A 13,582-nucleotide genomic window follows, 5' to 3' on the forward strand; every position below is an offset into this window, starting at 1 on the left:
ATATAGTCAAATCCAATATGTAGTTGGGACCGGCACTGTCTAGATGAGAGTTTGAGGAAAGAGCAGGTGGTGGCGAGAAGTGTTCAATGCGACTCGCCAACCTGCTCAGAGAAAGCTTAGACATGGACACCCGGCCAGAATCCCACGTATTTTGACTGATTAATTTATATGTCACCATATATCCCCCTCATTTAATTGATGTTAGCTGTCGAGATAATAGAACTCAACTAGGTATTTGTCCCTCTACTGGAAATCGTAGCATACGTGAAAATGACTGGGATCGTGATTTTTCCTGCTAGCCGCCAAGATGCCTATGATGACTACAAGCGCTCACTCAAGCAGGGACACCCTCTCGAGGACCTCGAATCGCACCTATCCGATGAGGAACTCGAGGACCTCAGGGCGACGTCGGAAGACGGACGAGCACATCTCTGGGGGAGCTCTGTTGCAGGGAAGTGGCAAAACGTCGAGCCGGGTGACATCGGATTTGTGTACCGCAAGGGAAAATTCGTCTCTCGTGGCCGTGTCCTCCGCCTGAGTGAGAACCACGAATTAGCTGCGCACCTCTGGAAGGATGGCGTCGATCATGATCGGTGGGATGCAGACAAGCCGTGGAAGTACCTCACGTTCCTCACCGATATCGAGGAGATCGAGGTCGACATCGAGGAGTTCAACGAACTCATCGGCTACGACGAAACCTATCGTCCGCAGGGATTCACGAGGGTCTCCGACAACCGACTCGATCGACTCAAAGACGAGTATGAGTCTGTTGAGACGGCACTGGCCGAACTCACAGAAGCCGGTGAGAAAGTCCACCATGTCGATGACACGGACGATGAACAGACGACCGATCTTGCCAGCCGCCTCGAGACGGCCAGTACCAATGGGGACGATCCCGATGAATTCGAAAAACTCGTCGCGAAGGCGTTCACTCGACTGGGGTGTACGACCAACTGGATCGAAGGCGGCGGTGACACCGATGTCGAGATCGAAGCGCCACGTCATATCGTCGTCGAGGCTAAAACTCGAGGCAGTGGAAAGCTCAATTCGCTCGAAGCTACCAACATCGATAAACACCGACGTCAGCGTGGGGCTGACCACGCGATCGTCGTCGCACCCGGGTTCACCCCGAAGGTAATCGAGAATGCGACGACAAACGAGTTGACGACAATCGCCGTCGACGACCTGATCGAGCTACTGGAGCGCAGAGAGCAGTATGCGATCCCACCTGAGCAGACCCTCGAGCTACTTACCCGGCCAGGATCCTTCCAGGACGACCGGCTCGATCTTCTCGATGAGAACATCCAGGATCGGGTCAAGGCCGGAGAGACACTTTTGGCGGTCATTCGAGCTCTCGAACGGGCTGACGGTGTGGTTGAGACCGCAGCCGATGTCCGGTGGATCGTCGTGGGGATGCAAGACTCGGATGACGTTCCCAGTGAACGGGATGTCAAGAATGCGCTCCAACTCCTAGGGCATCCAAGCATCGGCGTCGTCGAACAGACCGAGGAGGGATATCGGATTGTAACGAGTTATGAGAATGCAGTCCAACTCGTCCGCTCGATCGGTGAGGTCGTACAACCTCCAGAAGAAGAAGTATAGGGTGGAGGCCTCCTGATCAATTCCACTCGTGGCGTCCCCGCTAAACCGTTATCCAGATTGCACCGGTCACTGACAATTGTCATGGCAATACGACCAATCTGGCCGACGAGAGATGATATTTGGACTTATTCCGCTTTTCCCCTGGGACCTCGTGCTGATGCTTTACAGGAAACATCAGCCGTCGATATACGGATAGGGATTCTCGGGCTGGCCGCGATCAAGAAGTTCGTCTAATGTCTCAACGGAGGAGTCAAAACCTTTAATTTTTGAAGTCACACTTAGTCTATAACGATCCTCATCGTCGCGCTAATCCTAGCGAGAATTTGCTATTTCGTTGGAATCAGTAGAAACGCTCTGTGCGGATAGTTATGTATCTCAGTTTCTGAAAAGCGAGATCGGTTCACTGAATCAGACCCATTTATGGATATCTCAACAATTGTGTCAGATTATATATTTCAGTGAATTATGTCAACTACTCTCTGGTTGGTGTTGAGTTACTGTATAACGAAACGAGAACGGAGTCGAGATTATCAATAGGAAGTGTAGAATTAAATTGCGAGAGGTTGCCCTCCCAGATGGGTGACGTATCACTACTAGCATGGCCAGTATACTCCGAGATCCCTTTCCAAAGCGTTGCTTCATCGTACACATCGGGATCGGAGGGGATGTGTTCAATAACAGACTGAGCGACGACGACAACCAATTTTTCACGCGCTCGAGACATCGCGACGTTCGCCCGATTCAGTGAGAGCAAAAATTTGTCTTCGACGTTGATGTAGTCGGGATCAGAAACGGTAGCTGACAGGATAATCACGTCCCGTTCGTCACCCTGGTACCGTTCAACGGTATCTGCAGTGAACAAGTCGTCTCCATCGGCATTGGACGCTTCCGATTCCGAAGGAGTAACAGCAGTCTCAACAGCCCCTCGCTGGGCGTTATGCGGGGCAACGACTCCTGTAGATTTCCCATTCGGGACAGCCTCGAGGATGCTATCGATGATCGTGATTTCCGCAGGGTTGACCTGCTGTGATTGATCGTCATCGTAGACGATGAGCGTAATTCCGGGGTCACCAGCGATTGCTAACCGTGCTGGTTCTGCTGCCGTCTGAACGGGTGTGATCGGGTCACGATCAGCAACGGATTGGTAGTCGATGTTGTCGAGTTCATAGACGTGTGCTTGGAGTAGGTCTGTGATTTCGTCGGGACAGCGCCGGCCATCGGAAAGTCGAGTAATTCCGATCCCAGTGTCAGTTCGGTCGACGTCGACGTCGACGGTTTGTTTGAGGTCGCCACCAGCCACGTTGTCGTCGCCCGCGAGGAATCGAAGGTAATCGAGCGCCGAGACGTACGCCCCGGTCACGTGGACCGTCTCTCGAGTTTCATTTTCCCAGTCAGCTTGCTGGACTGGCGGCATTTGTCGGTGGTCCCCGGCGACGAGGACTTGCCCTCCTGCTTTGAGGTTCGTTCCCGATAAGAGGAACCGGGGGACAGTAAGCATCGACGCTTCGTCGATGGCTAGAACGTCCCATAGGTCGAGCGAAGCGATTTTGTCGGCGTCGGTCGTGTCCAAGAGCTTCTTGGCGAGTCCCCACGATCGTGTTGGAGTCGCGAAGACGATTGTCTGGCCGGCTTGAGAACCACCGGTCATAGACTCTGTCTCGGCGGCTCCAAAGTTTGTGAGGCTCGTCTGGCCAGCCGATCCGGCACGGAGACCAAGCCGATTTGCGAGTGTATTGAGTTTATCTTTATCCTCTGGGTCAGAGTAGTTGAGGTACGTCACTCCTGGTGGCTGCTCGTCAACTGGTGGTTCGTCGCTCGAGAGTCGGACGAGTTCGATATCGTCGTCGGACGTTACAGTCGAGCGATACTCGTCGATCACTTCCGCTGTTGCCTCGAGGACCTCGTCGATCGACTTGTTCGACGGACCGACAACTAATGTAGTCAGTGGAGTACCGCCGTGGGAAGCAGCGATTGCTCGCGTTGCGATCGCTGGCCCCTCCGCTCCACCGGTTTTCCCAGTCCCCGGTGGCCCCTGGAGCAACTGGAACTGATTAGTTGTCCCCTCGACGAACACAGCCTGCTCATTACTCGGGAGTGTCTCAGGGCCATATTCTACTTCCAACCATTCGAAAGCGGATTCCATATCCGGCTCTGCAGGGAGAGTTGTCGTCTCCGGCGCTGGATCAGTTTCAAACCGGATCGCTTCAATGACGTCGTGAAGGTTGTTCTTATCTGCGTGTTCGAGGGCTTTCAGGCAGCGATCGACTGTTACGCCACCTGCTCGCGGATCGAGAAGGAAGCATTGTCCACGTTTAACGAGAACCTTGCTGTCTGAGGCCTCGGCTTCGGTTTCGTCGGTCGTCCAGTCGTGGTTGAACACCTCGAACGAGCTGCCCGAATAGAAGTTCTTGAACTCAAGTTCCACTTGATCGTTCTCGAGATCTAGGTCGATGATCGTTGCCTGCGGGGACTTTCGGATGTCCCGTGGCCTTGTCCGAGGTTGTTTCGACTTTCGTGGGAAGTAGGGAGTAGCGACCACCCAATCCCCGCCTGTGGTGCCACGTTCTCCTTTCTTCCGGCAGCGCTGCTTAACTTCCTCCCCGTCATCGTCAAATAGGCCCTGATACTCGTACATTAGTTTGCCCGTGACGTGGAGCAGTTCTGGGTCCTCATCGTCAACCTCTGCCTCTGCGACGATGATCGGGATGGTTCGGCCAGAGAGGATACGTTCTTCTGGTGGTTGGTGCAGAAGACCGTCTTGATCATCAGCTGCGGCTTCTTGCTCGAGTAACAGGTAATCGATACAGCCTTTGGCGAGCGGGAGGGAGTCTTCTACGTCTTCCTTTGGATCAGCGGTAGCAGGTTTAGCCACTGTTTCCTTCGGAGCGTTGGGGCGCGATTGCTCGGTTTTGTGATCTTGCGTGCTAAATTCGAGAACTGGACCATCTGGAGAGAGGAATTCTGATGGAGAGACTGTAAACGGCTGCTTTTCCACGTAGTAGCTTTTCTTGTCGATACCGCGTTCGACATGCTCGAGAGCGTCAGCAAGATGTCTACAGAGGGCTTCGATATCTCTGGGTTCGATCTCGCGTTCTTTCAGATTTGCATCGTGATACTGGATTTCGTCGAGGATGGACTCGGCAAGGGCTTCGTTCCCATCGAAACTGTCTGCCCAGTGGTCGTCGATTCGACCGACAGCTGCCCACAGGAATCCAAGCGGGATTGCAGACCCGGATCGGAGTCGCGTTGAGTACGTCCCGTCGTGTTCGCTCGAACTATACGTCTCGTCAGGGTGGATTTCGATACCGGATTGCGTCTCGGTGTACGGAACGTCCTTGTAGAAAAACCGACGTCCGAATACCTTTTTTAGATTTACGTCGGTCTGGCCATCGGCCCAATCATCTGGTCCAGTAGGCTCTGGTGTGTACGTCCAGTCTGTCCGGGGTTTCGAGTAGTCGTATCCGGATGAAAGTTGTTCGAGGGTATGGAGTAAGGACGATGAGGGCGTTTTCATCCCGTAGTGGTTGGTCACGACCGGCTCGACGACAGAGACCATCGACTGGTCGATGCTGTCTCTGAGATTCAACAGGGACCGGAAGCGCTGTGCCTCCTCGAGATCGGAGTGACGCTCGAGCAGTTCGACAAGTGCCTCGTACTCGGAACTCGAGTACACGTAGAAATGGACAGGTGGAGTGTCTGTCGAATGGATACCGTCTTCAACGCTTTCGACCGACTTCCGAAGGGTGGTAAGTACGTTCTTCAGAAGCTTCTTTTCTACCCTGGCTGAGTCTTCTGAATCTTCGGGTGCATCGTCGGCTACGTGCCCGAATCGTTCGGATTCTACCTCTGAACTGGTTGCTGTAACACGGCCACCGAGTGCCATCAGCCGGTCTCGAAGGTGGTCTTGTTGGACGGTCAGGTAACATCGGATGAGTGTTCCTGACGGGTAGGCGATCGACGAATCATCGTAGGGGTCGTCATCGGGGAGGGGCGTATACCCCGTCGAGACGAGTTCTTGAGCGTATTTCGAGGTGTCGACAGCGGTTGAGTTACAGTTGAGTTCCCCACCGAGGATCTGGGCTCGCTCAACGAGTTTGGATAGGCCCCCGGTAAGATTCGTCTCGAGCAGAAGCGTCTTCCAGAGATGCTTGTCCTTCGGCTTGACACTGTGATGGTGGGTCATATCCCGTTTATCTGGCGGATAGGCGAGGTCTGCAACATCCCCGACTGTTTCGATTCCGTGTGAGCGGAAGACTTGCTGTTGGGCAGGTGGGATTCCCAGCAATCGGATATCCTGTTCTTCGACTGCATCTGTATAGCATGCCTCGCTGTAGGGGCAGCTAATACACCTAGAATCGAGAGTGTGATCGACATCCTCGAAATCGGTGTAGTAAGTCCGGTGAAGACTCCCTCCACGTTGGCATAATCTCCTTACATCTGTTTCGCGGGATGATCGAGGGAAGGATGGGAGAGCGACTGGCGTAATCTCCTCGAGAGACGTGTTTCTGGTGATAACACCGGTAGAAATTGATTCGATCTCTGATGCTAGATCGGCAAGTTCGCTTGAAAGAAGCTGATCGAAAAGGATCGAATAGGTAGCTGTTTGAATCTGATGTGCCGTTTTCTCTTCTTTTGCTGCTTTAATATCGTACAGCCCAACGTGACAGCCGGTTTGTGTTGGCCAGAGGAGGGTAATGTCTGCGTCTCCGACGACTGTCCAGACACCAATGACCCCTTTGAGGCGAAGTTGAGAGAACGCTATTGGATCCCCATAACTGGGTTTTGGGGTGGCTGAGACTGCTTCTTGGATGTTTTCCTCAAGTGACTCGACGATAGCATCACGTGACCGGTCTTTGCAGTCGATCAGTGGTGTTGCCAGATATGGCTCGAGCTGATCTTCGACAAGAGTCTCGAAATCTTCGCCTGCTTTTTGCAACAGCGGGTTCAGTGGCTCAAATGCCTCCCGATACTCTTCGCCGTCATGTGTGGTGGAAGCGTTCTGATCGGTCGACCTAAACGCGAAATAGCGGTTACAACCCTGAAAGGAAATATACTCGTTGAGAGCTGATGGGTCGAGACTGTCTGATGGAGTTGGGAGCTTGTCTTGGGGGCACGTTTGTGGATCTATGCCCGCCGAGAGTGTATCAGAGCCTGTTGACATCTGACCAAATTAGTGTATCTCTGTATATAATTCTGTTTTTATCAGTATGATTCAACCTTACACCGACCTCCGGCCACTGCCTTCATCGGTATTCCAAAGAAATCGTTGCCGAAGCCAAGCGCCACGGCTGTACGTACATCGCCTTCGAGGACCTGGAGCAGATTCGAGCACGTATCAGCGACGACAAGAAGTTCCAGCAGTGGGCGTTCCGCGAACTGTAAGAACAGACCGAATGCAAGGCGGAACTGGCTGGCAGCGTGGTCGAAACAGTCGAAGCATCCTACACTAGCCAACAATGCTCGAAGTGTGGCGTTATGCTCGAATAAAACAGAGATGGACAACAGTTCCAGTGTTTTGACTGCTCGTACTCGGCAAACGCCGACTACAACGCGGTCGTCAGAGTAGTCTGACGGGCAGCAAACGCGAAGCGCTTGCGACGGCGAAAAACGTTGCCTGGAAACTCGCATTCAAACTCCAGCGAGGGCAAAAGTCCCCCGCTGGGGGGCGTTCTGTCAGTTCGCCCTGAAGTCGGGGACGAAGATCGTAAACGCTACTGGAGTGATGTCCGACGCCTACGTGTCGGAAAAATGAGAGTCCACCGACAAGCCAACGCCTTAGCCGTTGGTAGCTGACATCGCACTAACTAGAGGGTGCCTCTGCGAACTTCCTGTAGTTGTTCCGAATTGTGACCGCAGTGAGTCCCGCTGCATCGGCAATCTGGTCCTGCGTTACCGAATGATCAGGTGACTCCGTCATCGCCACATAGAACGCAGCCGCGACTTCCGACATTGGATTCGATCCGCCGTCTAGCGGGGTTTCGTCGAGTAGTTCACGAACCTGTTCACGGAGTTTGGCGTCATCTTCCCGACCTAACTGGCGAGCCAGATAGGGGACGTACTCCGGTGGATCGACAACGAGATCAGATGCATCAAGGGTATCCGAAACAGTCGTTTCCTGAATCAGTCGGTGGAATTTCTGTCGAATGGATTTCGGGCGCTCGTCGAGCACCTCGGCGATGTCCGCGAGCGGTCGCGGGGTTCCAGTTTCGATCGAAGCGATTCGGATTGCTGCACCGAGCGAACACTCATGAGCTGCACCAGGGACGACCCCCGCCGCATGCCCCTTTGCGTACAACTCGGCTGCACGGTAGGTTACAGTCGGAGTTAGATGCAGCGACGTCGCAGCTTCGACGAGAATCGGTGTCAACTCCAGGGCTAACTGTTCCTGATAGTCCCGATCCCGCGGATGGACGTACGTTCTCACAGTGTCGCCGTAGTTGATTCGCTTCGCTATCTCAGACTCGTCGATTTCGTCCGTCCCGTCCGCCGGCTCCGACTTAACCGCTGGCTCGTCGTGGGGTTCGAATTTGGGTATATGTGCACCCCGGTCACGGAGTGCCTCGACAGCCTCCCAGAATGCTTCTCCTTGGGGATACTCCTGCTCGTCCAAAATGATGCCCTCCTCCAGCGCGACGACCTGAAGTGCATTGAGAGCGATCATACCCTTTCGATAGATCCAGATGTCATCAAGGACACCGAGCCGTGTGCCGGACTCGCTGTGAACCCATGACGGATCATACGAGTAGGTCCCATCTCCGTGTTCCCGAGTCTGCGTACTTCGCATCTTGATGTCGGACGGGCGGACCTGATTGATTGCGTCGAACACGTCTTGAATATCGTTCGTCGTCTCCAGTTCGCGGAGTTCTTCACGCCCGCGCTCAGGCCCTCCAGTCGCTCGATCGGGCGTCTCACTACTGATCGACGCGAACTCATCTTCCAGTCGTGTCAGCAACGACTCGGCGTTCGTCAACTGCGTCGGGGACCCCTCGAGATGATCACCGGTCATCGCAACGAATCGGTTTCGATCGTAAACCTCCAGTGTCTGGTCACCGGTTTCGTCGAGAGATCCGGTAAGTGACTTAACGTCTTCTGAAAGACGACCGCTGGCAAAGACGTGCACACCGGTCCCCGAGGTTGAGATTGCAGCGTACGAATCGGCTTCGTCGACCAGATCTCGTGCAGCGCGACTTAGATCACCGTTGACCACGACATCATCAAGATCCAGGAACACGACATCGTCGTCGCGGGTAATCGCGTACGCCAGATGGAGGTCGTGGGGAAGCTTCGACTGCCAACGTACCGCCTCTTGGAAGGACGTCCAGTTCATCGGATTCATCGCGTCAACGTACCGGAGTGCGTCCCCGGTCTCCCACGGCGCACGCGGGATCTTCCGACCGTCGTCCGTCTGCTTCCAGAGGAGCCACTGATCCCGATCAACCATCTCCTGTGGAAATCGCTTGCTCTCGAGGAGATTCCCCTTCCCGCCGTCAGGTAGATCACTGTCATCGCTCGTCTCGTCGGCTCTAGTGATCCTGCCAGATTCACCGTCTTGATCACCTACGATACCCGCTGTTTCATCACCGTTATCAGTCTCCGTTGAGCCAGAAGCCACAGAAGCTCGGTTAGTGGTGGGTTGACCAGATCCACCTCGGGTCGAATCCGCCGCTGGGTCGGAAGAACTCTCCCGCGTTTCCGGCAGCCTATCAAGTTTCTCTTGAGCAGTCTCCTTGAGACTCTGCGCGAGTTCATCACCGATATACCGAGCTTCGGTCAGTTCATCGACGGAAGCCTGAGCTACGTCACCGATTCGGTCGAAACCAGCCTGCAACAGGTAGTGGCGGTACCGTATTGCGTACTCGTCGAGTTGGACCACGGATCTATCGACATCCGCACGGAAATGGAGTTCGAGGGTTTTTTCTGCCGATTCAGGTGGAACCAGCGCTGCAGCAAGGTCAGCATAAGCATCCGCTACCTCGGTCCGGTCTGCGTCCACGGACTCGGCGATTTCAGAGATGAAAGTGTCCTCCCACCCACATTGTTCTCGAGCCGTAGCCTGAATACACCGCGCCACCGTCTCACTGATTTTCGGCGTTTGACGGAGCTGACAGGCGGAAGCCGCCGCGACGTCAGCAGCGCCGTCATATCCAGCCGTTCGCAGCGCTTCGGCTCGAGTCTCTCCGATTCCTGGTATGTCGTCCAGCAAGGTGTCCGACGTCTGTGAATCAGTATCTCTTGGTCTGGTACCGTTCGAATCCGGCTCCTGGGGAGTCGAATTCGGGCTCTCTTTGTGGCTTTTGCGAAAGTGCCACGAGTTCCGATATCCTAGGGTTTCCCAGGTGTGATCCGTGTCTTCCTTACCAGAGATATGGTGAATGACTTGACTTATCGTCCCATCAAACGAACAGCCAGACGCTGGACACAACAGATCGTTGTCGCCCCCCATTCTGATCTTTCCAGTATGTCGTTCGTTCGTGAATAATAAAATATCGGCTAGATCACATCATCAATCCCAAGTCGTTTCAAGAGAGACTACTCGTCGGTTAATCGCTGAACCGCCTTCTCAGCACTATCACTCCCGGAGGTGCTGACAAAGAAACGATGTCTGTCGATCGACAAGGCAGTCGAACGTTGGAGGGGTGTACACGTCGAAGTGACCGATGGACAACCGAAGACATTCAACGTCGTTGAGCTTCGCGACGAGCCGCCGGACCGTCCAAGAGGGAATAAGCCGGTCTCGCGTCGCCTCAACGACGAACGTCGGACAGGTGACATCTTCCGCCTTTGAGATAGGGCGATAAAACGGGATGGTCGCAGCTACCCGACCGGGGACCTCGTTCCGGAATGTCTCGTCCGCAGGGACAAGCGCCTCGACCGCGGCTTTCGCGTTGGGCGTATTTAACACCCCAAATCTGTCCTCCTCATTGACGATTGGGACGTAATGGGGAGTTCGCTTGACCACCGCTCGCGGGAGATCCCGGAGCGCGCCGACGGTAGCGGGCCGGGCATACGACACACCCCCTCGCCAGAGCATATGAGCGACAGACGCGAGGCCATCGCTGAATGGTACCTGTGTGACGACTGCTGTTACGTCTTTGTCTCGTGCCGCGGTCATAATTACGTGTCCGCCACTGAGAGATGTCCCCCAGAGCGCGAGTCGGCCCCCGTCAACATCTTCTCGAGCGCGAACGTGATTGACAGCCGCCTGCCAGTCTGCGAGTTGTCGGTGAGGACTGACCAGATTTCGCGGTTGGCCGTCGCTGTCGCCAAAGGTACGGTAGTCGAAGACGAATGCAGCCAGCCCCTGTTGGGCAAACCGCCGTGCGTACGCAGGCAATCGCCACGTTCTCTCACCGCCGAACCCGTGGGCTAGTACCACAATAGGCGGCTGAGTGTCTTCGTCGGGGAGATAGAGATCACCGCGGCACATCTCGCCACTACTTTGGAATCGAACCGGTTTCGGGTCGACGGACACGCCCATACTGACCGATCGTTCGGTCAGTGACGATATAAAGCCTCCTGTCGGTTTTGTTCAACCATTTATTACACGATAAATCTCCCGAAGGGAGCGTAGAGAGCCCACTACTTGGGCCTTTCACGGGATAAGCGGGCAACTATTAGATAGAAGATCCGGTGGGTGAATGATAGACACTCACAAGAACTGATAATAGAGACATCGTCGCAGGGGTGAGGTGACTCGTCGCCAGTGGGACTATTCGTGCTGCTTAATCTCCTCGAGATACGCGTCTGCAGCGTCGCGAACGGCAGCCATCCATTCGGTGTCTTCTTCGCACGACCGGAGCAGGAGCCCGCCTTCGAAGAAGACAAACAGCACGCTAGCGGTCGCCTCTGGATCGACATCGATGAACGTACCGTCCTCGATTCCGTCCTCGATCAGTGCCACGAGGTGGTCCCGCATCACTTCGTCGGTTACCGTGACGTACGTGCGCATTTCCTGGTCTCGAACCGCCTGCGCGCGCATCTCGAGGATAGTTGCAATGTACCCCGGTGCGAAGACATCCTCGAAGAGGACACCGTCATCGGCCTCGCCCAACAGTACTATATCCAGCAGCCGAGAAAGGGTCTCCTGAGCATCACCCTCATATTCTTCGACGAGGCGCTCAAGGTACCAAGAGAGAAACTCCTCCGAGAACTGCATGAGGAGGTCGTACTTGTCGTCGAAGTGATAATATAACGTCGACTTGCTTAGTGAGGTCCGGTCGGCGATCCGCTGGATTGACACCCCTGCGTAGCCACTGTCGCGTAGCACTAGGTACGTCGAACGGAAAATCTCCTCGATGCTCGTGGAGGGGTCGGCGAACGGCTCGTTTACAGCGGTCATCCTGACCGGTTGTTCGGTCAGGGGATGCATAAACCCAAGCAAAACGATTAATAGCACACCGAATGTTCGTTCAGGTATGGACCGAACGTTCGGTCAGTCGCGTTGGACACGGGCTTGTTGTCGAATACACGCAGCGTCTCAATTCGCCCATGTGGCTCAGTTGAGTATGTTGGGAACATGTCTAGTCGAGGCAGGACTCTTTCCGGAAAACCATTCGGTCCTTGAGCTGGGTATGAGGGTGGACCGATGAGCACGAAACTCCCAACCACCGAGGACATCGTTCAACCAATGCAACAGACGACGAGGTGGTACTACCTCACGTTCGCCACGGCTGCAAGTGCTCTGCTCCTGTGGCTCGTTGCGTGGGCCTACCAGCTCCAACAGGGGATGATCGTCACCGGCCTCTCCGACTGGGGCTCTGGTGGGGGCGTTACATGGGGGTTATACATCGGCGCAATGATCTGGTGGATCGGCATCGCTCACGGAGGAATCATCCTCTCGGCGGCGGTTCGCCTACTTGGGATGGACCGCTACATGCCCGTCGCCCGAATCGCCGAAATGTTAACCATCGCGGGTCTCTCCGCGGCGGGGTTTTATGTTCTCATCCACATGGGTCGACCTGACCGAATGGTCACGAGCATCGTTGGCCACTACCATATTACGGTCAACAACTCGCCGCTGGTGTGGGACATGACCGTCATCACAGCCTACTTTGTCCTTACCGCGACGTATCTCGGACTGACGCTCCGATACGACATTACACGGCTGCGTGACCAGTTGCCGAGCTTGTTCGAGCCAGTCTACAAAATAATGACGATCGGATACTCCGAGAAGGAGGACGAAGTCATCGAGCGGATGGTCTGGTGGATCGCGCTGGCGATTATCATTATGGCACCCCTGCTGCTTCACGGCGGCGTCATTCCGTGGCTGTTTGCTCTGTTGCCGACCTACCCCGGCTGGTTCGGCGCTATCCAGGGACCGCAGTTCCTCACGATCGCGCTGACGTCGGCGATCAGCGGTGTGATCCTGGTTTCCTACGCCTTCCGGCGCGCATACGACTGGGACCATATCATCACCGACGACATCTTCCGCGGCCTACTGCTGTGGCTCGGCTTCTTCTGCCTGCTGTTCCTGTGGCTGCAGCTCCAGCAGATCACCTCCGGCAGTTTCTTCCCGGGCACCGGCCTCGAGCAGGCGACGGCGTCGAAGCTCTCGCATCCGATGTACGTCGGTCCGATGCTGATGGTGCTTGGCGTGCTGGCGTACATCTTCGCGACGACGTTGCGTCCGTCACTGTTTAGTAAAGGGCGAACGATCGTCGCCAGTTTGTTGGTGCTGATCGCCACGCTCGTCGAGAAGACCTATTTCGTCGTCGCCGGCCTCTGGTACCCCACGTTCAGCATCTACGCAGCCACGCCCGGCGAGTACTTCCCGAGCCTCATCGAGCTGACCTCGGTGCTGGGCACGATAGGGATGGTGACGCTGCTCTTCCTCGTGCTGGCAAAAGTCGTACCAGTAATCGAACTCCACGCTATCGAACACCTTCGAACGGAGAGCGGTGAGACGGCCCCCCAAGAACCGAGAGCTAGTGTTCCCTCCGACCGGGAGTAACGGCGGTCGACAGATCTGTCGCCCGGTGAC

7 protein-coding genes are annotated in these 13,582 nt (G+C 55.2%); 3 read left to right on the forward strand and 4 right to left on the reverse strand.

The genetic code is table 11. The features are described from left to right. Window positions 1-270: 270 nt before the first annotated feature. On the forward strand, window positions 271-1,602 hold the full coding sequence (locus FYC77_RS11890) for a restriction endonuclease (protein WP_149081715.1): 1,332 nt from the start codon (window positions 271-273) through the stop codon (window positions 1,600-1,602). A gap of 472 nt (window positions 1,603-2,074) precedes the next feature. Here FYC77_RS11890 and FYC77_RS11895 read toward each other — a convergent pair whose 3' ends face one another. After that, complete coding sequence (locus tag FYC77_RS11895; protein ID WP_149081716.1) at window positions 2,075-6,763, reverse strand: bifunctional RecB family nuclease/DEAD/DEAH box helicase; 4,689 nt, start codon at window positions 6,761-6,763, stop codon at window positions 2,075-2,077. Between the two features lie 257 nt (window positions 6,764-7,020). Between FYC77_RS11895 and FYC77_RS20470 the strand changes: the two genes are divergently transcribed. Further along, entirely contained in the window at window positions 7,021-7,089 is a 69-nt protein-coding gene (locus FYC77_RS20470) for a transposase (RefSeq protein ID WP_238386931.1), read from the forward strand. 313 nt (window positions 7,090-7,402) lie between these two features. Here the strand turns inward: FYC77_RS20470 and FYC77_RS11905 are convergent, their stop codons facing one another. From FYC77_RS11905 to FYC77_RS11915, 3 genes are all read right to left on the reverse strand, one after another. Further along, complete coding sequence (locus FYC77_RS11905; protein WP_162354514.1) at window positions 7,403-9,805, reverse strand: helix-hairpin-helix domain-containing protein; 2,403 nt, start codon at window positions 9,803-9,805, stop codon at window positions 7,403-7,405. A 366-nt stretch (window positions 9,806-10,171) separates the two neighbouring features. Continuing rightward, window positions 10,172-11,080 carry an alpha/beta hydrolase gene (locus FYC77_RS11910; RefSeq protein ID WP_149081718.1) on the reverse strand — a complete coding sequence of 303 codons (909 nt, stop codon included), beginning with the start codon at window positions 11,078-11,080 and terminating at the stop codon, window positions 10,172-10,174. A 231-nt stretch (window positions 11,081-11,311) separates the two neighbouring features. Next, window positions 11,312-11,941, reverse strand: a complete 630-nt coding sequence (locus tag FYC77_RS11915; RefSeq protein ID WP_162354515.1) for a TetR/AcrR family transcriptional regulator — start codon at window positions 11,939-11,941, stop codon at window positions 11,312-11,314. A 246-nt stretch (window positions 11,942-12,187) separates the two neighbouring features. Here FYC77_RS11915 and nrfD point away from each other — a divergent pair, with 246 nt between their 5' ends. Continuing rightward, complete coding sequence (gene nrfD / locus FYC77_RS11920) at window positions 12,188-13,552, forward strand: NrfD/PsrC family molybdoenzyme membrane anchor subunit (RefSeq protein ID WP_149081720.1); 1,365 nt, start codon at window positions 12,188-12,190, stop codon at window positions 13,550-13,552. The last annotated feature ends 30 nt before the right edge of the window (window positions 13,553-13,582 follow it).

It is taken from the genome of Natrialba swarupiae (assembly GCF_008245225.1).
GTDB lineage: Archaea > Halobacteriota > Halobacteria > Halobacteriales > Natrialbaceae > Natrarchaeobius > Natrarchaeobius swarupiae.

Bases quoted from the DNA above. Each gene is read 5' to 3' on its own strand.
- FYC77_RS11890 (WP_149081715.1), top strand. From the start codon at position 271: ATGACTGGGATCGTGATTTTTCCTGCTAGCCGCCAAGATGCCTATGAT.
- FYC77_RS11895 (WP_149081716.1), bottom strand. From the start codon at position 6,763: ATGTCAACAGGCTCTGATACACTCTCGGCGGGCATAGATCCACAAACG.
- FYC77_RS11910 (WP_149081718.1), bottom strand. From the start codon at position 11,080: ATGGGCGTGTCCGTCGACCCGAAACCGGTTCGATTCCAAAGTAGTGGC.
- FYC77_RS11915 (WP_162354515.1), bottom strand. From the start codon at position 11,941: ATGACCGCTGTAAACGAGCCGTTCGCCGACCCCTCCACGAGCATCGAG.
- nrfD (WP_149081720.1), top strand. From the start codon at position 12,188: ATGAGCACGAAACTCCCAACCACCGAGGACATCGTTCAACCAATGCAA.